Origin of the sequence: Luteimonas sp. 22616 (assembly GCF_052044325.1) — a bacterium.
In the GTDB taxonomy this organism is placed as follows: Bacteria; Pseudomonadota; Gammaproteobacteria; order Xanthomonadales; family Xanthomonadaceae; genus Luteimonas.
In genome coordinates this window covers 1,586,055-1,611,344 of record NZ_JBQEMW010000001.1, presented here as the reverse complement: position 1 = coordinate 1,611,344, position 25,290 = coordinate 1,586,055, and the positions used below count along the sequence as shown (strand labels likewise).

26 protein-coding genes are annotated in these 25,290 nt (G+C 69.7%); all 26 read right to left on the bottom strand.

Translation table 11 applies throughout. The features are described 5' to 3' along the window. Positions 1 to 181: 181 nt before the first annotated feature. The 26 genes from fliN to ACTJIL_RS07280 all read right to left on the bottom strand — a co-directional run bounded on the left by fliN (position 182) and on the right by ACTJIL_RS07280 (position 25,274). On the bottom strand, positions 182 to 520 hold the full coding sequence (gene fliN / locus ACTJIL_RS07405; protein ID WP_440754895.1) for a flagellar motor switch protein FliN: 339 nt from the start codon (positions 518 to 520) through the stop codon (positions 182 to 184). Continuing rightward, positions 517 to 1,524, bottom strand: coding sequence for a flagellar motor switch protein FliM (gene fliM, locus ACTJIL_RS07400; protein ID WP_440754894.1), 1,008 nt, complete (start codon positions 1,522 to 1,524; stop codon positions 517 to 519). Before fliM ends, fliN begins: the two co-directional genes overlap by 4 nt. Then, complete coding sequence (locus tag ACTJIL_RS07395; protein WP_440754893.1) at positions 1,521 to 2,024, bottom strand: flagellar basal body-associated FliL family protein; 504 nt, start codon at positions 2,022 to 2,024, stop codon at positions 1,521 to 1,523. Before ACTJIL_RS07395 ends, fliM begins: the two co-directional genes overlap by 4 nt. Positions 2,025 to 2,263: 239 nt before the next feature. Next, entirely contained in the window at positions 2,264 to 3,226 is a 963-nt protein-coding gene (locus ACTJIL_RS07390; protein ID WP_440754892.1) for a flagellar hook-length control protein FliK, read from the bottom strand. Positions 3,227 to 3,417: 191 nt separating this feature from the next. Further along, complete coding sequence (gene fliJ, locus ACTJIL_RS07385; protein ID WP_440754891.1) at positions 3,418 to 3,876, bottom strand: flagellar export protein FliJ; 459 nt, start codon at positions 3,874 to 3,876, stop codon at positions 3,418 to 3,420. Positions 3,877 to 3,881: 5 nt separating this feature from the next. Continuing rightward, positions 3,882 to 5,300: a flagellar protein export ATPase FliI gene (gene fliI, locus ACTJIL_RS07380; RefSeq protein ID WP_440754890.1), complete on the bottom strand. Its 1,419-nt coding sequence runs from the start codon at positions 5,298 to 5,300 to the stop codon at positions 3,882 to 3,884. Continuing rightward, positions 5,297 to 5,926: a FliH/SctL family protein gene (locus ACTJIL_RS07375; RefSeq protein ID WP_440754889.1), complete on the bottom strand. Its 630-nt coding sequence runs from the start codon at positions 5,924 to 5,926 to the stop codon at positions 5,297 to 5,299. The genes fliI and ACTJIL_RS07375 overlap by 4 nt, the downstream gene beginning before the upstream one ends. 16 nt (positions 5,927 to 5,942) lie before the next feature. Continuing rightward, positions 5,943 to 6,929: a flagellar motor switch protein FliG gene (fliG, locus tag ACTJIL_RS07370; RefSeq protein WP_440755873.1), complete on the bottom strand. Its 987-nt coding sequence runs from the start codon at positions 6,927 to 6,929 to the stop codon at positions 5,943 to 5,945. 28 nt (positions 6,930 to 6,957) lie between these two features. Further along, positions 6,958 to 8,664 (bottom strand): flagellar basal-body MS-ring/collar protein FliF, encoded by a 1,707-nt coding sequence (gene fliF / locus ACTJIL_RS07365; protein ID WP_440754888.1) that lies wholly within the window; start codon positions 8,662 to 8,664, stop codon positions 6,958 to 6,960. Between the two features lie 165 nt (positions 8,665 to 8,829). After that, a complete protein-coding gene (fliE, locus tag ACTJIL_RS07360) occupies positions 8,830 to 9,195 on the bottom strand; it encodes a flagellar hook-basal body complex protein FliE (protein ID WP_440754887.1) in 366 nt (121 codons plus the stop codon). A gap of 57 nt (positions 9,196 to 9,252) precedes the next feature. Continuing rightward, entirely contained in the window at positions 9,253 to 10,731 is a 1,479-nt protein-coding gene (locus tag ACTJIL_RS07355) for a sigma-54 dependent transcriptional regulator (RefSeq protein ID WP_440754886.1), read from the bottom strand. Next, positions 10,728 to 11,129: a response regulator gene (locus ACTJIL_RS07350; protein ID WP_440754885.1), complete on the bottom strand. Its 402-nt coding sequence runs from the start codon at positions 11,127 to 11,129 to the stop codon at positions 10,728 to 10,730. Before ACTJIL_RS07350 ends, ACTJIL_RS07355 begins: the two co-directional genes overlap by 4 nt. Positions 11,130 to 11,143: 14 nt before the next feature. Beyond that, positions 11,144 to 12,535, bottom strand: a complete 1,392-nt coding sequence (rpoN, locus tag ACTJIL_RS07345) for an RNA polymerase factor sigma-54 (protein WP_440754884.1) — start codon at positions 12,533 to 12,535, stop codon at positions 11,144 to 11,146. Between the two features lie 198 nt (positions 12,536 to 12,733). Further along, positions 12,734 to 13,372, bottom strand: a complete 639-nt coding sequence (locus ACTJIL_RS07340) for a response regulator transcription factor (protein WP_440754883.1) — start codon at positions 13,370 to 13,372, stop codon at positions 12,734 to 12,736. 101 nt (positions 13,373 to 13,473) lie between these two features. After that, positions 13,474 to 14,052, bottom strand: a complete 579-nt coding sequence (locus ACTJIL_RS07335) for a PilZ domain-containing protein (RefSeq protein ID WP_440754882.1) — start codon at positions 14,050 to 14,052, stop codon at positions 13,474 to 13,476. Next, positions 14,049 to 14,330 carry a hypothetical protein gene (locus tag ACTJIL_RS07330; RefSeq protein ID WP_440754881.1) on the bottom strand — a complete coding sequence of 94 codons (282 nt, stop codon included), beginning with the start codon at positions 14,328 to 14,330 and terminating at the stop codon, positions 14,049 to 14,051. The genes ACTJIL_RS07335 and ACTJIL_RS07330 overlap by 4 nt, the downstream gene beginning before the upstream one ends. Further along, positions 14,330 to 14,719, bottom strand: coding sequence for a flagellar export chaperone FliS (fliS, locus tag ACTJIL_RS07325; protein ID WP_440754880.1), 390 nt, complete (start codon positions 14,717 to 14,719; stop codon positions 14,330 to 14,332). Before fliS ends, ACTJIL_RS07330 begins: the two co-directional genes overlap by 1 nt. Position 14,720: 1 nt before the next feature. Next, complete coding sequence (fliD, locus tag ACTJIL_RS07320) at positions 14,721 to 16,067, bottom strand: flagellar filament capping protein FliD (protein ID WP_440754879.1); 1,347 nt, start codon at positions 16,065 to 16,067, stop codon at positions 14,721 to 14,723. 224 nt (positions 16,068 to 16,291) lie between these two features. Beyond that, positions 16,292 to 17,455, bottom strand: coding sequence for a flagellin (locus ACTJIL_RS07315; RefSeq protein WP_440754878.1), 1,164 nt, complete (start codon positions 17,453 to 17,455; stop codon positions 16,292 to 16,294). Positions 17,456 to 17,612: 157 nt separating this feature from the next. After that, entirely contained in the window at positions 17,613 to 18,812 is a 1,200-nt protein-coding gene (gene flgL / locus ACTJIL_RS07310) for a flagellar hook-associated protein FlgL (protein ID WP_440754877.1), read from the bottom strand. Positions 18,813 to 18,852: 40 nt separating this feature from the next. Further along, positions 18,853 to 20,736, bottom strand: a complete 1,884-nt coding sequence (flgK, locus tag ACTJIL_RS07305) for a flagellar hook-associated protein FlgK (protein WP_440754876.1) — start codon at positions 20,734 to 20,736, stop codon at positions 18,853 to 18,855. A gap of 3 nt (positions 20,737 to 20,739) precedes the next feature. Next, positions 20,740 to 21,765: a flagellar assembly peptidoglycan hydrolase FlgJ gene (gene flgJ / locus ACTJIL_RS07300; protein WP_440754875.1), complete on the bottom strand. Its 1,026-nt coding sequence runs from the start codon at positions 21,763 to 21,765 to the stop codon at positions 20,740 to 20,742. A gap of 27 nt (positions 21,766 to 21,792) precedes the next feature. Further along, entirely contained in the window at positions 21,793 to 22,902 is a 1,110-nt protein-coding gene (locus tag ACTJIL_RS07295) for a flagellar basal body P-ring protein FlgI (protein WP_440754874.1), read from the bottom strand. Positions 22,903 to 22,913: 11 nt separating this feature from the next. Continuing rightward, on the bottom strand, positions 22,914 to 23,594 hold the full coding sequence (locus tag ACTJIL_RS07290; protein ID WP_440755872.1) for a flagellar basal body L-ring protein FlgH: 681 nt from the start codon (positions 23,592 to 23,594) through the stop codon (positions 22,914 to 22,916). Positions 23,595 to 23,704: 110 nt separating this feature from the next. After that, positions 23,705 to 24,490 (bottom strand): flagellar basal-body rod protein FlgG, encoded by a 786-nt coding sequence (gene flgG, locus ACTJIL_RS07285; RefSeq protein WP_440754873.1) that lies wholly within the window; start codon positions 24,488 to 24,490, stop codon positions 23,705 to 23,707. A gap of 37 nt (positions 24,491 to 24,527) precedes the next feature. Beyond that, positions 24,528 to 25,274, bottom strand: coding sequence for a flagellar basal body rod protein FlgF (locus ACTJIL_RS07280; RefSeq protein WP_440754872.1), 747 nt, complete (start codon positions 25,272 to 25,274; stop codon positions 24,528 to 24,530). Between the last annotated feature and the right edge of the window lie 16 nt (positions 25,275 to 25,290).

The window sequence follows — 25,290 nt, the reverse complement described above, 5'->3', positions numbered from 1 at the left end:
GTGCCCAGGGCGTGCGGCGGCGCGTCGACGCTTGCATTGATCGTCGCGGTGGCGTCGGCAGGCGAGGGCGTGGCAATCGCGACGGTGCCGATAGCGACTTCCGGAACGGCGACAGGCGCTTCCACGACGGCGGCTGGCGCGGCGGTCTGCGGCAGCAGCACCGGGTGCGGGACGGTGGGGCTCATCGCAGCCTCTTGATCCGCTCGGCCGGGCTGACCACGTCGGTCAGGCGCACGCCGAAGCGGTCGTTGACCACGACCACCTCGCCCTGCGCGATCAGCGTGCCGTTGACGTAGACGTCCAGCGGTTCGCCGGCGCCGCGTTCGAGTTCGACCACCGAGCCCTGGTTGAGCTGCAGCAGGTTGCGGATCGGAATCCGTGCGCGGCCGACTTCCAGCGACAGCGAGACCGGCACGTCGAGGATCACGTCGAGGTTGAGGTCGGCGCCCTGGCCGATCTCGGCGTCGGCGGTCAGCGGATCGAATGCGGCGCGCGCCGCGGCGGTGTCTGCGTTGTTCATGGTGTCGCCGTCAGTGAGTCGAGGGTGGGAACGGTCCGCGCGGCATGCACCTGCGTGACCTTGATGGCATTACGGCCGTTGTGGATGCCGAACTCGCCGGAGAACAGCGGCATCTGTTCGACCTGCAGCTGCACGGTCGTGGCCAGGTCGATCGGGATGATGTCGCCGATCTTCAGCCGCGAAAGCTCGCGGAGGCTGATCTGGCGCCGCGCGATCGCCGAGCTCAGCTCGAGGTCGGCGTCCAGCAGCTGCGCGCGCATCGCGCGCACCCAGCCTTCGTCCTTCTCGATGCGGTCGCTCTGCACGCCGGCGTCGAGCTGCTCGCGGATCGGCTCGAGCATCGCGTAGGGCAGGGCGACGTGCAGCTCGCCGCCGCCGCCCTCGAGCTCGACGTTGAAGCGGCTGACCACGATGTAGTCGCGCGGACTGATGATGTTGGCGAAGTGCGGGTTGACCTCGGAGTTGAGGTACTCGAACTCGACAGGCATCACCGGCGCCCAGGCCTCGACGAGGTCGGTGAAGGTCTGCTTCAGCAGCAGCTGGATGACCCGCATCTCGGTCGGGGTGAACTCGCGGCCCTCGATCTTGGCCGGGTACTTGCCGGCGCCGCCGAAGAAGTTGTCGACCACGGTGAACACCAGCCGCGGCTCGAAGACGACGATGGCGGTGCCGCGCAGCGGCTTCATCTTCACCAGGTTGAGGTTGGTCGGTACCTGCAGCGAGTGCATGTACTCGCCGAAACGGACCAGGTCGATGCCGCGCACCGACAGGTCGGCCGAACGCCGCAGCAGGTTGAACAGGCCGATGCGCAGCGTGCGCGCGAAGCGCTCGTTGATCATCTCCAGTGTCGGCAGCTTGCCGCGAACGATGCGATCCTGGCTGGCGAAGTCGTAGCTGCGCGCCTCTCCGGGCGCCGGCGGCGGCTCCATCTCGACCGCGCCGCTGTCGACGCCGTGCAACAGCGCGTCGATCTCGTCCTGGGACAGCAGGTCGGCGCTCATCACTGCGTGACCAGGCTGGTGAAGATCACCGATTCGATCTTGTCGGCCGCGCCTTCACCATTGAGTACCTGGCGCACTTCGCCGCGGGCGGCCTCCTGCAGGCGTTCCTTGCCGCTGCGCTGGCCGAGCTGCGCGGACGACTGCTGGCCGAACAGCAATAGCAGGCGGTTGCGGATCGCCGGCGCATTCGCCTCGATCGCCGAGAGCGTGGCCGGGTCGCGTGTCACCAGCTGCACGTCGGCCTGCAGGTAGCGCACCGCGTCCTCGTCGGCGAGGTTGACCACGAAGGCCGGTTCGAGTGCGTAGTACCTGGCGGCTGCGCGCAAGGCAACCGGCGCCTTCTTGTCGGACGCCTGTGCCGTGGCGATCTGCGATCTCCACCATCCCAGGCCGGCACCCGCGGAGAGCAGCACGCAGGCAATGAGGATCCACAACCATTTGCGGCCGCTACCGGCCTTTTTTGACTTGCGCGACTGGGCGGCAGCGGGATTGGGGGCTGGCACGAATGGAGACTCCGGCGGTCGATGCCGGATCAATGCAAGCGGCGTGCCGCGACCGGTAGCGCCGCGTGCCGGAGTCTTGACGCGGCGCTGGAGGCGCGGATGCCGACGCTTTGACGCGGCGACGGGGAGCGAGGGTGGGGGAGCGACCCCGTTGGAGCGACGGAAGTCGCGACTCCTTCCATCGCGACTTGCCGACAGCGGCATGCCACTGCCATTTCCACAAGCCGGTGCAGCGGGTGTCAGGCGTACTCGTCGAGCAGTCCGCGACTGCGCAGCGGCGCGACGGAAGGCGCGTGGGCGACGCCGTCGCCGCCGTCGCGTTCCCCGGCGGGGTCGGCGAAGCCGCCGCGTGACGCTGCCTGGCCCTGCGCGTGGCGCTGGCCGACGTCCGCGTGCCCGAGCTGCAGGCCGTGTTGGCCGAGCATTTCGCGCAGTTGCGGCATGCTCGCCTCGATCGCGCGGCGGACTTCCACGTGGGCGCTGTGGAACTCGGCCGTGACGCGGTTGCCGTCGAGTTGCACGCGGACGTCGATCGGGCCGACGTGTTCGGGATTGAGGCGGATTTCGGCGTGGCCAACGCGTTGTTCGGCCATCCACGCGATGCGCGCGCCGAAGCCGTCGTCGAAACCGACGTCGGGGTCGGCCGGCATCGCCAGCGCCATGGCTGGTGCCACGACGTTGGCGCGCGTGGACGCCGCGATCGGGGTGGTGGTGGCCAGGGCAAGGCCATCGGGCAGCGATGATGCATCGGCAGCTTGCGTAGCAGGCTTGTCCGTAGACCCGGACCCGGCCACAAGGGCATCGGCCGCAAGTTTGGCCAGTGCCGCGAAACTTTCGCCGCCCGCATCTACAGTGGCGGCGATGGTCGCAGGCATTGCAAGCGGCTGTGCTCCGGCAGTCGTGGCAGCCGGGAGTTGCAGCGTCGGGGTACTTGCCTTGCCGCTCGGGGCCGCGCTGGCCGGCGCGGTGGTCACTGGCTTGGCGGTTGCGGCCAAACTGCCGGACAGCAGCGCGAGCAGTTGGTCGGGTAGGGTGGCCGTCGCAGGCGGTTCGGCTGCGTCCGGTTCGGTGGCCGCCGGTTTCGTCGCCGCGTCGGTGATCGTGTCGATCGTGCCGTTCGCGGCAAGCAGTTCGGCGAAACCGCGCGGCGATGTGTCGTCTCCGGTCTTGCGATCCTGTGCGGTCGCGCCACGCTGCGCCACGGCGTCGACCCGCGCTGCGTCGCGGCCGTTCGGCCCATTTTTCGGTGAGGCGCTCCGGGGCGGACCATTCGCAGTAGCCGCATCGCCATCGACACGTGACGCTGTGCCGGCGTCGGCTGTCGCGGCCGCGTGTTCCGCTGCCGCCACGGCGGTGGCGGCGGGAGCGGGGGTTGCCGGGAAGGACGCGCCGATCATGCTTCCGGTTCCGGGTCTTCCGCGGCGAGCGCAGCGGCGCGCGCGCGGCGGCCGCCGAGGTCGTCGAGTTCGCGCTGCACGCGCTGTTCGGCGACCTTCGATTCCTGCGCGCGGTAGCTGTCGGCGAGTTGTTCGAGCACCTTGGTCTCGCGGCTGGCCAACAGCAGGCGCGTGCGTTCGACGTCGCTGAGCTGGCGGTTGTGGTCGACGATGCCGGCCTGCTGCACGACCGCGGCATTGAGGCGTTCGCGGAATGCGAGCCGGTTGACCAGCAGCGCGGGTGAAATCGTGGCGGTATCCGGGGTGGCCGCGTACTCCTCGGCGTAGCGGCGCAGCGCCTCCAGCCGTTCCTGTTGTTCGAGCAGCGCACGCTCGCGCTCGGCGACTTCGCGCGCGGCCGTGTCCTGGCGTTGCTGCATCACCTTGAGCAGGGGGTCCAGACGTTGCGAGCGCATCGGGATCAGGTCTCCGCGGAGATCGGCAGGGGGATGGAATTGCTGTCGCCGTCGGCGGTGGGGTCGTCGAGCAGGCGCGCGAGCGCGGCGCGGCTGGCCTCGACGCCGGCGGCTTCGGTGACGTCTTGGCCGAGGAACTGCTGGATCGCCGGCCAGCGCGCCATCGCCTCGTCGACCGCCGGGTCGCTGCCGCGCTGGTAGGCGCCGATCGCGATCAGGTCGCGCTGCGCCGAGTACGCGGCCATCAGCCGCTTGAGCTTGCGGATGCGCTCGCGCCAGGCCGGATCGGTGATGTCCTGCATCACCCGGCTGACCGAGACCTCGACGTCGATCGCCGGATACTGGCCGGCGTCGGCGATGCGGCGGGTCAGCACGATGTGGCCATCGAGGATCGCGCGCGCGGCGTCGGCGATCGGTTCCTGCTGGTCGTCGCCTTCGGTCAGCACGGTATAGAACGCGGTGATCGAGCCGCGGCCGTCGGCGCCATTGCCGGCACGCTCCACCAGTTGCGGCAGCTTCGCAAACACCGACGGCGGGTAGCCGCGCGTGGTCGGCGGTTCGCCGACCGACAGGCCGATTTCGCGCTGCGCATGGGCGAAACGGGTCAGCGAGTCCATCAGCAGCAGCACGTGCAGGCCCTGGTCGCGGTACCACTCGGCGATCGCGGTCGCGCGCAGTGCGCCGTGCAGGCGTGCCAGCGGTGGCCGGTCGGCGGGCGTGGCGACGACCACGGAACGGCGCAGGCCTTCCTCGCCCAGTGTGGACTCGACGAAATCGCGCACTTCGCGGCCGCGTTCGCCGATCAGGCCGACGACGATGATGTCGGCGGCGGTGTAGCGGGTCATCATGCCGAGCAAGGTCGACTTGCCGACGCCGGAGCCGGCGAACAGGCCGATGCGCTGGCCACGGCCGATCGGCAGCAGCGCGTTGATCGCACGCACGCCGACATCGAGCGAGCGCGTGATCGGCTCGCGCATCAGCGGGTTGATCGCGACGCCGCCGAGGCCGACCCAGTGTTCGGCCCGGATCGGGCCGCGGCCGTCGAGCGGCACGCCGTCGCTGTCGATGACGCGGCCGAGCAGGCCCTCGCCGACCGCGACTTCGCCGCGCCGCCGCATCGGTACGACGCGCGCGTTGGGCAGCAAGCCCTCGAGGTTGGCGGTCGGCATCAGGAAGGTGCGGTCGCCGGCGAAACCGACGACTTCGGCGTCGACCCAGTGTCCGCCCGCGGTCTCGACGCGGCAGCGCGAGCCCATTGGCGCGCTGCAGCCGGAAGCCTCCAGGGTCAGGCCGACCGCACGTCGCAGCACGCCTTCGCGGGCCAGGCCGAGCGAGGGCGTCTGCGGATTGGCGGCTCGCAGGCGCGCGGCCAGGCGCAGGTTGCGCGCTTCCTGCCAGTGCGCCGCGGGTGTGCTGCCACTCATGAAGCCGGCTCCGCGTCGACGTTCGGGTTCGCGGCGAGCGTGGCTTCCAGTACCGCCTGCAGGCGCGCGGCGATGGTGCCGTCGATGCGAACGCTTTCGCTGTGCAGGCGCAGCTCGCCGCGGCCGAGCGCGTTGTCGATGGTCAGGCGCACGCCGTCGAGGCCGGCCAAGTGCGGGGCGAGCACGCCGAAATCGTCGGCGTGCAGGCGCAGTTCCATTTCGCGGCTGCCGCTGCCGACCGCGTCGAGCGCCTCGCGCACGAGGTCGGCGAGCAGGGTTGGGTCGATGAGGTAGGCGCGGCCGAGCAGGGAACCAGCGATGCGCACCGCGAGATCGGAGAGCGCCTCGGCGACCTCGCCGTCCAGCCGCGCCAGCGGCCGGGTGAAGCCGTCGAGGATGCCCTCGATCTGCGCCACCATCCGTCGCATCTCGCCCTGACCGGCAGCAAGGCCCTCGGCGTGGCCACGCGCGTAGCCTTCGGCATGCGCGGCTTGTTCGAGCGCCTGCAGATCCTCGACGCTCGGTGGTGGCGAACACGCGGGGGCCGGCGCCGCGGCGACGACCAAGCCGGGGGCATTCCAGCGCACCGCATCGGGTGCGGCGGATGCCCGGGCGAGCGCGCTCATGCGGGTGCCCCGGTGGTCATACGAACGTCTCTGCCTTGGCCGAAAGCTGGATCTCGCCGTTGTCGGCCATCCTGCGCACGATCGCGAGGATCTCCTTCTGCGCCGCTTCGACTTCGGCCAGGCGCACCGGGCCGCGCGCTTCCATGTCCTCGACCAGGATCTCGGCGGCACGCTGTGACATGTTGCCGGTGATCTTTTCGCGCACCCGCGCGTCGGCGCCGCGCAGCGCCAGCGCCAGGCGTTCGCTTGACACTTCGCGCAGCACCGACTGCATCGCGCGGTCGTCGATCTCCGCGAGGTCGTCGAACACGAACATCAGGTCGCGGATGCGCGTGCCCAGTTCGCTGTCGACTTCGCCGATCGCACCGAGGATCGCTTCGTCTTGTCCGGAATCCATGAAGTTGAGGATGTTGGCGGCGACCTTGACCCCGCCGACCGAAGACGACTTGAGGTTCTGGCTGCCGGCGAACTGGCGCGCCATCACGTCGTTGAGTTCGTTGAGCGCGTGCGGCGGGATGCCGTCGAGCGTGGCCAGGCGCAGCAGCACGTCCACCCGGACCCGATCGGGCAGGCACTTGAGCACTTCGGCGGCCTGGTCGCCGTCGAGGTGCGCCATCACGATCGCGATGATCTGCGGATGTTCGTTGCGCACCAGTTCGGAGATCGCGCGCGGCTCCATCCACTTCAGCGTGTCGAGGCCGGAGGTGTTGCGTCCCAGGAGGATGCGGTCGATCAGGCTGCTGGCGCGCTCTTCGCCGAGCGCCTGGGTCAGCACGGCGCGCACGTACTCGTCGGCGCCGCTGCCCAGTGCGCTGGGCTGGGCGAGCACGTCGACGAACTCGTCGAACACGCGCACCACGGCCTCTCGCTTGATGCCGCCGACTGAGGTCATCGCCACGCCGAGCTTCTGTACTTCCTTGGCGCCCATGTGCTTGAGCACTTCGGCGGCCTGCTGCTCGCCGAGCGACAGCAACACGATCGCGGCACGCTGCACGCCCGTCAGGGGCGCCGCATTCTGGGAGGGCAGTGACTCAGCCATCGGCTTCGACCATGTCGCGCACAACCTGCGCCACGCGCTTGGCATCGGTGTTGACCGCGGTGCGTGCGACCTCGAGCTTGTCGTCGAAGTTCAGCGACGCAGCGCCGGACTTGGGTGCGTGGGCGGGGGTCAGGGTGACCGGTACCTCCTCGTCCTGTTCGACCAGGGTGGCGGCGACGGTGGCGACGCGCGGCTTCGGCGCCAGCAACTGGCGGAAGGCCGGGCGCAGCACGGTGAAGATCAGCAGCAGCAGGGCCAGTCCGCCGAACACCAGGCGCGCGAGTTCGCGCGCGCGCGGCTGCTGCCAGATCGGCGGGCCGTTGTCGGGCACTTCGAGCACGTCGCGTGCGAACGGTGCGTTGACCACGGAAACCACGTCGCCGCGCTGGGCATCGAAGCCGATCGCCTGCTGCACCAGGGTCTCGATGCGCTTGATCTCGGCGTCGCTGAGCGCACGTTCTTTCGGTTTCTTGCCATCCGCAGCCGCGCCCGGCGCGCCCGCACCGGTCGACAGGTTGTCGACCAGCACCGCGGCGGTGACGCGACGGATGCGGCCGGGCGCCTGGCGGGTGTGGGTGAGGGTGCGGTCGAGTTCGTAGTTGCGCACCGCGGTGCGGCTGCCTGGGCCCGACACCGCCGGCGGAGCTGCCGTCGCCGATGCAGCAGTCGCCGGTGCAGCCGTGGTCGCGCCGGCTGTCGTGGTATTGGCCGCGGTCGGCGTATTGCTGGCGCTGCCCGGAACGCCCTGCGCCGGAGCGCCGGCGGGCGTCGCGGCAGGACCGGCGAGATTGCCCGATTCGGAGATCTGCTCGCTGCGCACCATCGCCGGCTCCGGGCCGTAGCGTTCGCGCGCTTCCTCGGTCTGCGCGAAATCCATGTCGACGCTGACCTTGGCACTGACCCGGCCGGGGCCGGTCATCGGCTCGAGCAGTTCCTGGATGCGCTGCACGTACACCGATTCCTGCCGGCGCTGCTGTTCGAAGCGCTTGGCGCCGATCACGTCGTCGCTGTCCGGGTCTGCATTGGAGAGCATGCGTCCGAACTGGTCGACCACGGTGACGCGTTCGGGCGGCAGTTCGGGAATGCTCGACGCGACCAGGTGCACGATCGCGTTGACCTGACCCTGTTCGAGCGTGCTGCCGCTGCGCAGTTGCAGCACCACCGAGGCGCTGGCTGGTTCACTCTGGCGGGTGAAGGCGCTGGGTTTGGGCAGCGCCAGGTGCACGCGCGCCTCGCGCACCGGGCGCAGGTTGGCGATGGTGCGGGCGAGTTCGACTTCCTGCGCGTGCTGGTAGCGCGCGTTCTCGATGAACTGGCTGGTGCCGAAACCCTGGTCGCCCTGCATCGATTCGAAGCCGGCGCTGTCGCCGGCCGGCAGGCCTGCCGCGGCCAGCGCCATCCGCGCCGCGCCGACCTGGTCGGTCGGCACCGCCAGCGCGCCGCTGGACGGATCGATGCGGAACGGGATCCGTGCACCGCGCAGCAGTTCCGAGGCCTCGCCGGTGGCCTTGGCGTCGAGCCCGGCCTGGACCGGCACGAAGTTGGGCTTCTGGGTCCAGAAGAACAACCACAGGCCGAGCGCGATGGTCGCGGCCACCAGCACGAACATGCCGAGCTGGCGCACGGCAGGGATGTCCTGCAGGCGACCGAGGTCGCGGAGGCTGGCTGCGGTCTTGTCGGGAAGGGCGATGACGCTCATGGGCTGGACCGGGATCTAGGGGCTGGGATCTGGGGACTGGGACTGAGCTGGGAACCGGAAGTCGGGTCGAGAGCCGGGGACTGGGGACTGGCGGCACTACCGGACCATCGTGAGGGGACGCTGGAGCGAAGCATTGCCAGCCCCCAGTCCCCGGTTCCCGGCCCCTCAAATCGGCATGTTCATCACGTCCTGGTATGCCTGCACCAGGCGATTGCGCACCTCGACGGTGGCGCGGAACGCCACCTGCGATTGCTGCATCGCCACCATCACCCGTGCCAGGTCGGCGCGCGGGTCGCCTAGTTCGAAGGCCTGCTGCAGGCTGCCGGCATTGGCCTGGGTCTGGCTGACCTTGTCGATCGCGTTGGCCAGCGTGTGTCCGAATCCCGGCGCCGCCACCGTGCTCCCGCCGCCGAGGCGACCGGCGCCACCGACATCGATGGCGTTGCCGGCCGGTGCCTCGGCAAGTGGTCCGCGCGTCTGCAGTTCGTGCGCGCGGATCTGGGAGAGGATCGATGAGATGGCGTCGGTCATCGCGGTGGCTGCCAAACGGTCTTGCGTGAACTAGGCAAGTCGCGTGCCAGCGCCGCGTCAGAAACCCGCCGCCTGTTCCTTGTCCGGTTCCGCCTGATCGCGGTCGATGCCGTACTTGCGCAGCTTCTCGACCAGGGTAGTGCGGCGCAGGCCGAGCAGCGGCGCGGCGTGGGCGACTACGCCGCCGGACTGGACCAACGCGGCGCGCAACAGCTCCAGCTCGATCTCGGCCATGTGCCCGCGCAGGTCGATACCCTGCGGCGGCAGCGTGGTATTGGCCGACAGCTGCCGGGGATCGACGCCGGCCGAAGCGCCCGCGCCTGCTTGCGGGGAAGCGATCTGCGTGACGTCCGGCACCTCCACGAAAGCCTCACCGGCCGGCAGCCCGGCGCGGTAGCGCGCGGGCAGGTCGGCGGCCCGTACGCTGCCACCGGGGTGCAGCACGGCCAGGCGCTCGAGCAGGTTGCTGAGCTCGCGCACGTTGCCCGGCCATGGATAGTGGCGCAGCGCAGCGATCGCATCGCCGGCCAGAGACACTTGGCCGCGACCGCCTTTCGCGAGCTGGCGGGTGATCTCCGTGATCAGGTCGGGCAAGTCTTCGCCGCGCTCGCGCAGCGACGGCATCTCGATCGGGAACACGTTGAGGCGGTAGAACAGGTCCTCGCGGAACTTGCCTTCGGCGATCTGCGTCTCGAGGTTGCGGTGGGTAGCGGCGATCAGGCGCACGTCGCACTTGATGGTCGCGGTGCCGCCGACGCGCTCGAACGTGCGCTCCTGCAGCACCCGCAGCAGCTTGACCTGCATCGTCAGCGGCATGTCGCCGATCTCGTCGAGCAGCAGGGTGCCGCCCTCGGCCATCTCGAAACGGCCCTTGCGCTGGGTCAGCGCACCGGTGAAGGCACCCTTCTCGTGGCCGAACAGCTCGCTTTCGAGCAGGTCGGGCGGGATCGCGCCGCAATTGATCGCCACGAAGGGCTTGTCGCGACGCGCGGACCGCGAGTGCAGCGCGCGCGCGGCGACTTCCTTGCCGGTGCCGGACTCGCCCAGCACCAGCACCGTGGTGTCGTGCGGCGCGACCTGGTCGATCATGCGGTTGAGCTGCAGCACGCCGGGGCTGCGGCCAGTCGGGCCGACCGTCGGCATTTCGCGGCGCGCATCCTCGTCCAGGCGCTTGAGGCTGGCACGGCGCAGAGCCTCCTGCAGCTGCGTGCGGCGGATCGGATACGCCAGCGGCCACACCGACTGCGGATGCAGGTGCGCGCGCCATGCGGCATCGGCCGCGTGGCCGGGCAGTTCCAGCACCGGCGGGTGCAACGACTGCGTGGCCAGCCAGCGCGCGAAATCGGCCCAGCTCGCGCCATCGCCGATGTCGCCAACGATGATCGCCACCCAGTCGCTGCCGCGCGCGCGCGCCAGGTCGATGTCGGCGGCATCGGTGACGATGCGCGGGGTGAAGTCCATGAATTCGAGCAGGGTGAAGACGCGCTCGGCGCGCGCCATGTCCTGGTCGAGCACGAGGATGCGGGATTCGCTCATGCCGGCGCTCCCGTCGCTGCATCCGGGCCCGTGCCCGCCAGCGCCTCCAGCAGCGGCATCACCTCGTGGATGTAGGCGAGCTTGCTGACGAAGGCATCGGCGCCGGCGCGCAGCGCATGATCGCGGTGTTCGCCGTCGTCGAAATGGCTGGCGATAACGATGTAGGGCGGGTTGTCCTGGGCCTTGATCAGGCGCGTGGCCTGCAGCCCACCCATCTCGGGCATCGCCAGGTCCATCAGTACCACGTCCGGGCGCAGGATCTCGCACTGGGCGATGGCCTCGACGCCGTTCCCGGCCGAGCCGACCACGGTCAGCCACGGCAGGCGGCGCAGGTGGCGCACCGCGGCGGAGATGAAGCCGGCATGGTCGTCGACCAGCAGCACTTTCAGTTCGCGCATTTCGTTCACTCCTCTCAGCACGTCATCGCGCGCGGCGCCTGGCGCTGGCGCGCGCGGGCGGGGCCGATCGACAACTGATCGCGGTACTTGGCGACGGTACGCCGCGCCACCCGCACGCCCTGGCGGGCGAGCAGGCCGGCAATGACGTCGTCGGCGAGCGGCGCGGCCGCGGGTTCGGCCTCGATCAGGCGCTTGACCATGGCCTTGACCGCGCTGCCGGCGATCTGCGCGCCTTCCAGGCGCACCGCGAACAGGCGCTTGAGCTCGAAGGTGCCGCGCGGGGTCTGCATGTACTTGCCGCTGACGATGCGCGAGACCGTGGATTCGTGTACTCCGATCGCGTCGGCGACCTCGCGCAGGGTCAGCGGCGCGATCGCCTCGTCACCCTGTTCGAGGAAACCGCGCTGGCGCTCGACCAGCACCTGCGCGGTGCGCAGCAGGGTGTCGTTGCGCATTGCCAGCCCGCGTACCAGCCAGCGCGCCTCGTCGAGCAGGCCACGCAGCACGGGATGGTCGCTGCCGTTGCCCGACAACGCACGCTCGCAGTGCGCGGCAATGCGCACGCGCGGCATGCGGCGCTGATTCAATGAGACGCGCCAGGCGCCGCCGCCCAGCCAGGCGACGACGTCGGGCACGATGTGCGCGTCCTCGCCCTGGGCCGGGGCTTCGACCGGGTGCGCGCGCAACGTGAGGATCAGCGCGACCGCTGCCCGCACCTGCGCCGCGTCCGTGTCCAGCACGGCCGCAAGCGCGTCGTCGTCGTGGCTGGCGAGCAGTTCGATGTGTTCGCCCAGCATGCGCGCGGCCAATACGCGCAGCGGGCTTTCCGGCAACGCCAGCAATTGCGCATGCAGGCACTCGCCGGCATCGGCGGCGGCCATACCGGGCCAGTCGCCATGCAGCAGGCGCTGGCGCACCGCGACGACATCATTGGTGCGTTGCGGGAACGCCTCCGCGCCCTGAACGAGCAGGTCGGCCAGCGGCTGTTCGAGATAGCCGCGATCGTCGCAGTGGTCCAGCCACCATGCCGCCAGTTCGAGGTCGCGCAGGTTCCAGTGCAGCGCGAGTTGTTGCAGCAGGCGAACGCGTGGGTCGCTCGACGCGGGGTCGGCTATGCGCAGCGTGGCGTCGTCGCCATCGCCGCCATGCAGGCCGCCGCCGGACAGGAACGCCGGCTCCGGCAGCTCGTCCCAGCTGGCGGCTTCGAGCGCGGCGGTGTCCGCGTCGTCGGTGCAATCCGCTTCCTCGACAGGGTCTTCCTGCTCGAGCATGGGATTGAGTTCAAGCGTCTGGCGCAGCTCCTGCTCGAGCTGCGGCGCGGTGAGTTGCAGCAGCCGGATCGACTGCAGCAGTTGTGGCGTCAGGTTGACGCCTTGCGCCATCCCGGCGCGCATGTTGGCTTTCACGATGACGATCCCCCCCTGCCAGCATCCGCTGGCCACGGAATGCATCGTGAGCGCCCGGTGACGGCTAACGAATAGGGGCGAACCCGAGCCGGATTAGGGGCATCCCCGTATCGATGTCGGGGAAACCCCGACATTGCGTCGTAGAACCGACGCGGATGGTATGAACAGTGACGCAGTACGACGCTGTGCGTCAGTTATTCAGGGGCGGTCGTGGTGGCGCATCGCCACGCGCAGCAGCTCGCCGGCGTTGCGGCAACCGAGCGCTTCCATCATCCGCGAACGGTGCGTTTCCACCGTCTTGACGCTGATGCCGAGGTCGGCGGCGATCTGCTTGGTGGTACGGCCGGCGCCCAGCGCATGCAGGATCTCGCGCTGGCGACGCGGCAGCGCCTCGATGTCGTCCTGGCCATTGCCGCGCTTGCCGTTGCGATAGCCGTGCAACTGTGGCGCGGAAACCTGCGGGCTGAGGAAGGTACGACCGGCGGCCGCAGCACGGATCGCGATTTCCAGCTCCGCAGGCGCGGCATCCTTGACCACGAAGCCGATGGCGCCGCGGGCCAGGGATTCGCGCACGTGCAGCGCGTCGTCGTGCATCGACATGATGACCACCGCGGTTTCCGGGCAGGTCTGGCGCAGTTCGACGAGTGCATCGAAGCCGCTGCGGCCGGGCATCGAGAGATCGAGCAGCACGATGTGCGGCAGCACCTGTTGCGCACGCATGACCGCCTCGTCGGCATTGCTCGCCTCGGCGACCACTTCAATGCCGTCGAACGAATCCAGCAACCGGCGCAAGCCGGCCCGCACCAGCGTGTGGTCGTCGCATATCAGCACCCGCACCAATCGGCATCCTCCCCCATTCGACCGCCGACGCACCATAGCGGCGCGCATGCGTCGCAAGGGTGAAATCCTTGCCGTAATGTGACGAGTGTTACAGAAACTCAGCGTGGGCGTCGACTTTCGGCGATCGAGCGACGATGGATCCGGAAAAGATGCCGCTCCAGCGCGGCTTCCAGCGCGGGCGAAAGCGATCCGAAACGCAACCAGGCGCGGGTCACCCCGGGCGCGCCTGTGTCACAGGCGATCACGCTCGCGGGCAGCAGCAGCGGCGAGGGCAGCCAGTCCGCCGGCCTGACCCGGAAATGGCCACTGGTGCCGGCTGGCAAGGGGCCATCGATCGCAAGGCAGGCGCCGCGCGCCGACCATTGCAGCGACTGCAGCGGATCGCTGTCGTTGCTGGCATGGACGCTCGCGACGAGCAGCGTGAGCAGGTCGAGCTTGGCCTCGATACGATGCATCGCGTGGTCGGCTGGCTGCTCCGGCTCGAGGCCGGCATGGGCCTCGCTGCGCGCGCCGTCCTCGATCACCGCCAGCGCACGCAGCAGCGCCTCGCCACGCGTGCCGAAGGATTGCAGCGTGACGTTGCCGGGATCGCCGTGCACGAAGGCCGCCGGGCGTATTTCCTCGCAGGCGAGTATGTCGCCGAACAGGATCTCGCGTGCCTCCGCCGGGGTGGTCATGCCAATTCCCGCAGCCACGCACGGGCGCCGCGCTGGTCCTGGCCGAGCTTGGCCAGGGCATGCGCTGCGCGATCGCGCGCCTCGCGCAGTTCGTCCTGCAGCGCGCGCTGTTCGAGCAGCAGTTCGCGCCAGGGCGCGATGGATTCGCGGGCCAGATCGGTCCCTACGAGCGCCGAAACGAGCACGCGCTGGTGCTCGGCGAGAAGTTCGGTCGCATGCGTCCAGTCGTCGGCCTCGATCGCGACGCGGACGCGTGCGGTCGGCAGGACGGGCACCATCACGACGCGTCCGGGGCGATCGCCAGCCAGGCCGACTCGATGTCGCCCAGCAGGTCGTCCACTTCATGCAGCGGACGCGGGTCGTTGTCGGCGTTCGCCGCCAGCAGGCGCCGCTGTGCGTAGTCGTACAGGGCCTGCAGACCGTCGGCGATGTCGCCGCCAGCCTCCATGTTGAGCGCGCCGTTGAGACCGCCGATGATCGCGCTGGCGTCGCTGATCGCCTGCGACTTGCGCGGCAGATCGCCGCGTTGCAGGCAGGCCGCCGCCAGGCGCGCACGTTCGCGGGCGCCGGCCAGCATCAACGCGATGAGGCGATGCGGGTTGGCGTCGAGCGCGGCGCTGGAGACACCGGTTTGCCGATACTGGTTGGCGAAGTGGCGGGCGCTCATGTCAGTCACTGTTGCCGGCGGCGGCAAGTTGCTGGGTAAGGAAGTCGCTGCTGGTCTGCAGGCTGGTCAGCAGCAGGTCGAGCGCGGTGAACTGCGTGCGGTAGCGCGACTCGGCCTGGGTCATGCGGAAGTCGAGCGCGTCGCGCTGGCTGGCCAGCGACTTGGTGCGGTCCGCGAGGCTCTGGGTGCGACCGTCGAGCAGGCCGTCGGGGTCGACCAGGCGATCGATGGTGGCGTCGAGCTTGCCGGCCAGGCTGCCGGCGCTGCCGGAGAACAGGCGCGACGCGGCCGCCGGGTCCTTGGACATGCCGGCATCGAAGGCGGCATCGTCCATTTTCAGCGTGCCGTCCTTGTTGATGGTGATGCCGAGTGCCTTGAGATCGGTGACGTTGTCGCTGACCGTGTCGCGCAGCTCGCGGCTGGCATTGCGCACCATCGAGTCGCCGTTGAGCGCCGCGCCGATCTTGGTCGCGGGGTTGTACGCGGTGGTCGAGGCCATCGCGCCGATCGCCGCGTTGTAGGCGGAGACGAAGTTCTTCGCCGCGGTGCGCTGCAGGCTGCCGTCGGCGACGATGCCGAGTTCGCGCACGACGCCCGGCTCGGCCTTGGTGAGAGTCAGGCTGACGCCGCTGATGACGTCCGACAGGGTGTTGCTGGCGCTGGTGCGCTCGAAGCCGTCGACCTTGACGCGGGCATCGGTGGCGGCGACCAGTTCGGACAACCCGGAGCTTCCGGACGGATCGTAGGCCAATGCGGCCAAGCCGCCATCGCCGCCGCTGGCCGTGACGGTGAGCGCGCCGGCGCTGCCGCTGTCGACGGCATTGAGCACCAGGTGCGCGCCATCGTCGCCGGTCACGATGCTGGCGGTGACGGTCTTGCCGCCGGCCTTGGCATTGATCGCGTCGCGGATGCCGGCGAGCGTGCCGTTGCCCGCATCGATGTCGATCACCAGGCTGGTGTCGCCCGAACCGATGGTCAGCTGGCCGGTACCGACGACACTGTCGCCGGTGGCGAAGGCGCCGGAGGTGAGCTTCTGAGCGGTCGCCAGCGCCAGCACTTCGATCTGGTAGCGGCCCGAGGCCGCGCCAGGGCTTGCAGTGGCGGCGAAGTTGGCATCGGTCGGCAGGGTGATCTTGCGTGCCAGCGCGGCGTCCTTCGAGGACAGCGCGGTGAGCGCGGTGCCCAGGCCGGAGAACGCACTCTTCAGGGTGCCGATGGCCGAGACCTGCGCGGTGATCTGGCGCTCGGTGCGGTCGTAGCGCGCGTCGGTCTGCGCGCGATCGGCGGCGACCAGCTGCGCGACCATCGTCGGCACGTCGAGCTTGCCGGCGGTTCCGATCGTGGTCATGGCGCGCGGCCTCCTGGAAGGGACCCCGCCGGGCCCGCGCTGCGGCATCCTTCGTTCTGCATCCTGGCAGTCCTCTGGCGCATCGCGGGAACCTCGGCGGGGCGGGGAAAATTGGGTGTTGCTGAGAGGGGTGTTGCGGAGTCGTGTGTTGCGGGGTGTCTTGCGGGATCGGTGGAACGAAAAACCGCAGGGCGCGACCGCAGCCGCGCCCTGCGTTTACGCCATCAGCGGAGCAGGCTGAGCACGCCCTGCGACGACTGGTTGGCCTGGGCCAGCATCGCCGTACCGGCCTGCTGCAGGATCTGGTTGCGCGACAGCTGCGCCGATTCCTTGGCGAAGTCGGCGTCCTGGATACGGCTGCGGGCAGCCGACAGGTTTTCCGACGTCGTCGACAGGTTGGCCACGACCGAGGTAAAGCGGTTCTGGATCGCACCCATGTTGGCGCGACCGGTGTTGATCGCGTCGAGCGCGGCGTCCATCGCCTTCATCGCGTTGTCGGCGCCGGCGGCAGTGGAGATGTCCAGGTCCTCGAAGCCGGTCTGCGCGGTGCCCGCGACGACCGAAGCCGTGCCGTCGGTGGTGCCGGCAGTGACACCGCTGACGTTGGTCAGGTTGGCCAGGACCAGGGTGGCGTCGGTCGAGGTGATTGCACCGGCGGCATCCATCGAGACATTGGCCAGGCCGGTGTTGTTGACGTCGGCCTTGGCTGCGTCGAACGCGGCCTTGAGTGCCGCGGTCGCGGCGCCGGCATCGGCCGCGCCGTCGGCGGTGCTGATGGTCACGCCGTTGATGTCGAGCGACACGCCGGTGGCGAATGCGGTGGCAGTGGCGGCGGCGGTGGTCTGGGTGTAGGTGGTGCTGTCGACCGACGTCCAGCTGCCGAGTGCTTCGGACTTGGCATCGACGATGCCGCTGATGTTGATGGTCTCGCCCTGGTTCGCGCCGACCTGGAAGGCCTGGTCCTGGAACGTGCCGTCGAGCAGCTTGACGCCGTTGAAGTTGGTCTGGCTGGCCACGCGGTCGATCTCTTCGCGGAGCTGCTGGGCTTCGGCGTTAAGCGCGGCGCGGTCGGAAGCGGAGTTGGTGGCGTTGCGCGACTGCACGGCCAGCTCGCGGATGCGCTGCAGGTTGTTGCCGATCTCGCCCATCGCGCCTTCGGCGGTCTGCGACAGCGAGATGCCGTCGTTGGCGTTGCGTGCGGCCTGGTCCATGCCGCGGATCTGGGTGGTGAAGCGCTGCGAGATGGCGAGGCCGGCGGCGTCGTCCTTGGCGCTGTTGATGCGCATGCCCGAGGACAGGCGCTGCAGGCTGGTGGCGAGTTCGGCGCCGGACGAGGTCAGGTTGCGCTGCGCGTTGAGCGACATCACGTTGGTGTTGATGACTTGCATGGTTGCGATCTCCTGGAAGGTTGGGTCCGGCTGCGACGAGTGGGCTGGGCCGGTGTTCGCAGGGTGTTGGCCGGAGGGGCCCTCGCCGCTGCTGTCATCGGTAACGGCGCCTGTTTGTCAAGCTTTAGGGCGAAATCGCTCAGCAGCCTAAAAATCCCTACATCCGGTCGAACAGCGACATCGTCTGCACCCGCAGCATCGTTTTCTGCGCGGCATCCAGCGCGGTGAGCTGCAGCGCCAGCCGGCTGGCGGCTTCGGCGTAGTCGACGTCGCGCAACTGCGACAGCGACTCCGACAGCGAGATCTCGCCGCTGCTGCGCGAGTCCGCGGCGCCGTCGAGCGAGGCCAGCCGGGTGCCGGTGCCGGCGCGCAGCGCAAGCATGTGGTCCTGCGCGGTGGCGAGGTTGCCGAGCGCCATGCCGACGGCATTGCTCTGCCGTGCCTGGTCGCCTGGCGAGGCGACCGGTGCGTCGAGCGCGTCGGCGAGGTTTTGCAGCGTCGCGAAGATGTCCTGGGTCGGCGCACGTTCGACCGTGAACGCATCGCCGCTCGCGGGCGCACCGGTCAGGGTGAGCTGCACGCCACCGGCGCTGATGCTGTCGCCGGGTGCGTAGCTGCCACTGGACAACACGGCACCGCCGGCATCGACGACCTGGTACGCGTCCGCGGCGGTGAATTCGACGCGCAGCGTCCCGCCGCTCCATGCGGCATGGTCGATGACCGTGCTGGTCTGCAGTACGCCGGTCCCTGTGTTGCCCGAGGCCGCGCTGCCGCGCACGGTGCCGTCGCCGGTACGCACGCGCATGAACACGTCGCTGCCGGCATCGGTGTCGGCGAGCAACAGGTCTGGCGCGATTTCCACGAGGTTGCGGCCGTCGTCGCCGACGTAACCGACCGAGCCACCGTTGTCGGCGAACGGGACCACGCCGTCGCGCGAGCCGGCGAACAAGCGCCTGCCGGTGCCGTCGTCGCGGTTGGCGATGCTGAGCACTTCGAGGCGGATCGAGCGTAGCTCGTCGGCGATCGACTTGCGATCCGCCTGCGACAGCGCGCCGTTGTTCGCCTGCAGGGCGAGTTCGCGCGCGCGGTCGAGCTGGCTGCCGACGTCGGTCAGCGCCGATTCCTGCGAGCGCAGGCGGTGTTCGACCGTGTCGGCGTTCTTGCCGTTCTGTTCGAGCGAAGACAGCGCGTGGTCGAGCCGCTGCGACTGGGCCATGGCGGCCGGGTCGTCGGCGCCGTGCAGCAGCTTCTTGTTGCTGACCAGCTCCTGTTGCGTGCGTGCGACCTGCTGCTGTTGCCGCAACATGCCCTGCAGGCCCTGCGCGTACAACCCGGCGGTGGAGATGCGTAGCGTCATGGCATGAACCTCAAAGGCATGGACCGCGATGGCATGGACATCAGCGGCGCACGGCCGACAGGAGGGTCTGGAACATCGTGTCGGCGGTGCTGATCACCTGCGCCGCAGCCTGGTAGGCCTGTTGGAAACGCATCATGTCGGCCGCCTCCTCGTCGAGGTTGACGCCGCTCACCGATTCGCGCTCGGCGATGACCTGGCCGTGGATCGCCGATTGGCCTTCCAGGCTCAGCGCGGCATGGCGGGCATCGGTGCCGGCGCGTGCGCTCAGCTGGCTCAGCCCGTCGGTCAGCGACTGGGTGCCGCCGTCGAGGATGCCCTGCCGGTCGAAACCCCCAAGCACCAGTGCGTTGCCGTTGTCGCCCGAACGCGGCGGCGTGCGGGCGAGGGTGAAACGGTCACCCGCCGCGGGCGCGCCGGTCAGCGACATCGACCAGCCCGCAGCCACATCGGCGATCGGACTGCCGGCGGTGTAGGGATACGGACCGGCGCCATTGATCGTGTACTGGCCGTCGTCGATGAACTCGATGGTGGCGCCCGCGAACGACGCGAATGCCGCGCCGTCGGTGACCTGCGCCGAGCCCGCGCGTGCATCGCCGAGGTTGGCGGTGTCGGCCTGGGCCTGCAGCGGCGACGCGGCGGCAATTTTGGATGGGTCGGTCAGCGCAACGCGCAGGTTGCCGGCGGCATCGGCGGTCGGGCGCAGCGAATAGCGGTCACCGACGACCGGGGTGCCACCGATCTCCAGCGACACGCCGGCCACCTTGAACGGATCGGCCGCAGTACCGCTACCGGTCATCGCCACCGGTTCGCCGGTGTCGGCGCGGGTCGCTGACCAGGCGCCGTCGAAGCGCAGCACCAGGTCGTTGCCCTTGAGCGCCGAGACGTCGTCGATCGTGGCCGCGATCGTCGCCGAGCCGGTGTTGGCGGCGTGCGCATCGACCCGCGGTGGTGCCAGGGTGAAGAAATCGGCGCCGGGCGCGCCGTTGTAGTTGACGCCTGCGCGCTGGGCTGCGTTGAAACCCGTGGCGAAGACGGTGGCGAGGCGTCCGAGTTCGGCGCGCGCAGGATCCAGCACGCGGTCGCGGAATTCGAGCAGGCCGCCGAGTTCGCCGGAGACGCTCGCCGAGGGCAGCCGGACATTGCCGCTGGCGCCCTGCAGCGCGATCTGCACGCGGTCGGGACGGAACGGATCGGCGACGGTGGCGAGCTTCATCGCCTGGTTGCCGAGCACCAGTGGCTGGCCGCCGCCGGTGAAAACGTTGAGCGAGCCATCGTCCTGCATGACCGTTTCCGCGCCGACCAGAGTGGCCAGCTGGTCGATGCGCAACGCGCGCGCATCGACCAGGTCGGGCGAAGCGTTGCTACCGGCGGCGGTGATGTTGCGATTGAGTTCGGCGATTTCGCCAGCGAGCCGATTGGCATCGCCGATCGTGCCCTGGATGCGCTGGCCGGATTCGGTTTCCAGCGCGGACAGCTGGCCGTCGAGCGTGCGCCAGCGCGAGGTGAGCTGGTCGCCGGCGGCGAGCAACTGGCTGCGCGCGACCGACGAGGTCGGATCGGCGGCGACCGCATCGGCGGCGTTGAAGAACGCCGACCACTGCGTCGACAAGCCGGTGGATGGATCCGACACCAGGGAATCGACGCGGCCGGCCATCGATGACAACTGCTGCAGGCGGCCGAGTTCGCCGCTGCTGTCGATCTGGCGTGCAAACACCAGGCCGTCCGCAAGCCGCTGCAATTTGGCCACGTCAACGCCCTGGCCGATGTAGCCGCCCGCCGTCGGCTGGCCCGGGCGCGCGGCCAGTTCGACGCGTTGCCGGCTGTAGCCGGGCGTGGCGGCATTGGCGACGTTGTGGCTGACGGTGCCGAGCGCGCGCTGGAAAGCGAGCAGGGCGGAGCTACCGGTTGAGAGCAGTCCGGACATGCGTTATTCCCTGGCCATCGCGATGGCGTTCGATGCGTAGACGGCGCCGCTGGCCGGCGACGCGGCCGGCATGGCGGCCAGCGCACGGTTGAGCGTCGCGCCGTTGGCGATCGCGGTGATCTTGGCGGCGTAGTTGGGATCGGTCGCGTAGCCGGCCTGCTGCAGGGCGCTGGCGAAACGATGGGTATCGTTGCCGGCATTGCGCGCGGCGGCATAGCGCGGATTGTCGAGCAGGCGCGCGTAATCGACGAAACTCTCTGCGGTCGAGCCGTAGGCGCGGAAGTCGGCGCGTTCGCTGCGGCGCACGCCGTCGACGAATTCGTGGGTGGCCGAGTTCATGCGTTCGCCGTTCCAGCGGCTGCCGGCCTTGATCCCGAACAGGTTCTGCGACGACACGCCTTCGCGACCGGCCAGGCGTCGGCCCCAGCCGGTTTCCAGCGCGGCCTGCGCGACCAGCGCCCTGGCCGGCACGCCGAGTTCGGCGGCGGTCTTCTGCGCCTGCGGCCAAATCGATTGCACGAAGGCTTCCGGCGAACTGCAGTCCAGCGGAATATCGGCGCATTCGACCGCAGCCTGGGTTTCGGACATGGAGGTTGCCGGGACGTCGAACGCCGGCATCGACACGCCACTGCTCGACGGCGCCAGCGGCAAGGCGCCAAACGGCGCGGCCAACGGCATCGGCGTGGCGGTCGCGGAGGTGCCGGGCATGCGCAGTGGCAATGCACCCGGCGGGGTCGCGCCGGTCGCCGCTGCCGCACCGTTGCTGCCGCGCTCGAGCTGGCGAACGATCATCGGGGCCAGCCCGAGCCCGCCGCCCTTGCCAAGTTCGCGCGCGAGCTGCTGGTCGTACATCTCGCGATAGGTGTTGTTGCCGCCGAACATCGAGTCGCCCATCGCCGTGCTGCGCATCGACTTGATCAGCATCTGCGCGAACTGCGTTTCCAGCTCGCGCGCGGCCTTCTCGATGCCCGCATGCGGGGTCGTCGACGTCGGTGCGAGCGCGATCGGATTGGCGGCGGGCAGGCGCATGGCGGCAGCGTGGTCCGAGCGCGGCGCTCAGATCACCTCGAGTTCGGCGCGCAGCGCGCCGGCACGCTTGAGCGCTTCGAGGATCGCGACGATGTCGCCGGGTGCGGCGCCGACGGCGTTGACCGCGCGCACGATCGACTCGAGCGACGTGCCGCCGGCGAACATGAACATGCGGCCGCCGTCCTGCGCGACTTCGACGTTCGATTGCGGCGTGACCACCGTCTGGCCACGGCCGAATGGTTCGGGCTGGCTGACCTGCGCGGTTTCGGTGATCGACACCGTCAGCGAGCCGTGGGACACCGCCGCAGGCATGACCGTGACCTCGCCGCCCATCACCACGGTGCCGGTGCGTGCGTTGACGATGACTTTGGCCGCCGCCGCGCCGGGATTGACGTCGAGCGTCTCCAGCCGTGACAGGAAGGCGATGCGGTCACCGGCCGGCGGCGTCACCTCGATGGTGACGCCGTCCAGCGCGTGCGCGCGGCCGGGGCCGAAGGCGCCGTCGATCGCGCTGACGATGCGCGACGCGGTGGTGAAATCGGATTCGTGCAGGTTCAGCGTGACCACGCCCGTCGGCGCAGCGTTGGCGACCGCGCGCTCCACGATCGCGCCGTTGGGGATACTGCCGCCGTTGGGCGCGTTGACCGAGATCCTGGAGCCGTCCCGGCCGGCCGCGCCGAAGCCGCTGACCACCAGCGTGCCCTGCGCGATCGCGTAGACCTGGCCGTCGGCGCCGCGCAACGGTGCCATCAGCAGCGCGCCGCCGCGCAGCGAGCCGGCGTTGCCGATCGACGACACGGTGACATCGATGGTCTGGCCCGGCTTGGCGAACGCCGGCAGTTCGGCCTGGATCGCGACCGCGGCGACGTTCTTGAGCTGCGGGTTGACGCCAGGCGGGATCGACACGCCGAGCTGGTCGAGCATGGTCTTCAGGCTCTGCACGGTGAACGGCGTCTGGCTGGTGCGGTCGCCGCTGCCGTCGAGGCCGACGACCAGGCCGTAACCGACCAGCGGATTGCCGCGGACACCGGCGACCTGGGCGAGGTCCTTGATGCGTTCGGCGTGCACCGGAGCAGCGAACACGGCAAAGAGACCGGAGACGAGGAAGCAGAAACGGATCGCGATGGAAGTGCGCATGGTTCGCGGTCCTAGTAGGGGAAGGCGGCGGAGTTGAAGAAGCGACCCAGCCAGCCCATCGCGTTCGAACGGGCCAGCGTGCCGCGACCGCCATAGACGATTTGCGCCTCGCCGACCCGGTCGGAGCTGATGCGGTTGTCGGGAGAGATATCGGCGATGCGGACGATCCCTTGAACCTGGACCAGCTCGTCGCCCTGGTTGAGGCGCACCTGCTTCTGCCCGGCCACGCGCAGGTTGCCGTTGCCAAGCTGCTCGACGACGCGCACGGTGATGTTGCCGTTGAGCTGGTTGCTCTGCGCGCTGTCGCCGGCGCCGGCGAAGTCGCGCGTGCCCTCGACCTCGGCCTGCAGGATGGGCTTGCCGTTGTAGCTGACCGACTGGCCGAACAGCGTCGGAGCGCCCAGGCCGAGCCCGGCGTCCTTGGTCACCGCGGTCTTGGCGTTGGTCCTGGCGCGGGTGTTCTCGACCAGCACGATGGTCAGCAGGTCGCCGACCTCGCGGGCCTTGCTGTCCTGGAACAGGCGCAGGCCGCGGTCGTTGCCGTTGCCGGCGGTGGCGTAGATCGAACCGCCGCCGTCGCCATTGCGCGGCGAGTAGGCGACGGGCGTCGCGACCGGTGCACCTGGCGCGGCGGCGTAACCGGCGGCGTGTGCCTGCGGCCCGACCGGCGCGAACGGGCGTACGTCGCCCATGACCGTCGCGCAGCCGGCCAAGGCCAGCAGCAGCGGACACAGCAACAGCCGGCCCTTGGACGCCCGGGTGTTGAACAACCGGCTATTGGGCAACATGTTCATCCGTGCGTTCACAGGTTGTTGTTGAGGAAGGCGAGCATCGAATCGATGGTCGAGATCGCCTTGGCGTTGGTCTCGTAGGCGCGCTGGGTCTCGATCATCGAGACCAGTTCCTGCACGGTGTTGACGTTGGAGCCCTCGAGCGCGCCCTGCACCAGCAGGCCGGCGCCGGACTGGCCGGGTGCGCCGCTTTGCGCCGGGCCGCTGGCGCCGGTCTCGATGTAAAGGTTCTCGCCCTTGGCCTGCAGGCCGGCGGGATTGACGAAGTCGGCCAGCGTCAGGGAACCGACCTGCACAGCCTCGGCCTGTCCGGCGACCTGCACGCTGACGGTGCCGTCGCTGCCGATGGTCACGCTCTGCGCACCCTCGGGCAGCTGCAGTCCTGGTTGCACCGGGTAGCCGGAATTGGTCACCAGCTCGCCCTGCGCGTTGATCTGGAAGCTGCCGTCGCGGGTGTACGCGCTGCTGCCGTCGGGCAGCAGCACTTCGAAGAAGCCGCGGCCGTTGATCGCCACGTCCAGCGCGCCACCGGTCTGGTCGATGTTGCCCTGCGCGAACTCCTTGGAGGTGGAGGACACGCGCACGCCGGTGCCGGTGGACAGGCCGCTGGGCAGCTGCGTCTGCTCGGACGAGGCGCCGCCGGGTTGGCGCACGGTCTGGTACAGCAGGTCCTCGAAGCTGGCGCGGTCGCGCTTGAAGCCGGTGGTGTTGGTGTTGGCGAGGTTGTTGGAAATCACCGCCATGCGCGTCTGCTGCGCGTCGAGGCCGGTCTTGGCGATCCACAGGGCCTGGGTCATGGCGGGTTCTCCTGAATCGTGTCGTGGTGATGCGCGGTCAGCGCGAGGACAGCAAAGTGTTGGCGGCGCGGGCGCTCTCGTCACCGCTGTGCAAGACCCGTACCTGCATCTCGAACTGGCGCGAAAGCTGGATCATCGACACCAGCATCGCGGTGCTGTCGACATTGCTGCCTTCGCGCGCCCCGGATGTCAGGACGTTGCCGGCGGCGGGCGCGGGCGGGGCGGCGCCGGGGGCGGCGTGCATCAGGCCGTCCTCGCCGCGGACCAGGTCGCGGGTATTGGCCGCGACGACCTGCAACCGGCCGATCGTCGCCATCGTCGAGGCCGGCTGGCCTTGCGGCACGACCGACACGGTGCCGTCGCCGCCGATTTCCAATGCATCGGCGGGCGGGATCGACATCGGCGCGCCGGCCTGGTCGAGCACCGGGCGTCCGCTGGCGGTGGTGAGCAGTCCGTTCTGGGTGACCCTGAGGTCGCCGGCACGGGTGTAGGCCACGCCGCCGCGGCTGTCCTGGACGGCAAGCCAGCGATCGGCGTGCAGGGCGACATCGAGCGGATTGCCGGTGCTGGTGATCGAGCCGGCGGCGTCGCTGACGCCGAGCTCGCGCTGGACCACGGCTACCCGCGATGCCAAGCCGTCGCCGGCCACCGGCGCCGCGACGGTCCCGCTCAACGTCGCCTGGAAACCGATCGTGTCGGCGTTGGCGAGGTTGTGCGACACCGACGCCTGGGCGCGCAGCGTGGCGCTGGCGCCGGTCATCGCGATGTAGAGGGACTTGTCCATGGAGAGCCGGGATTCG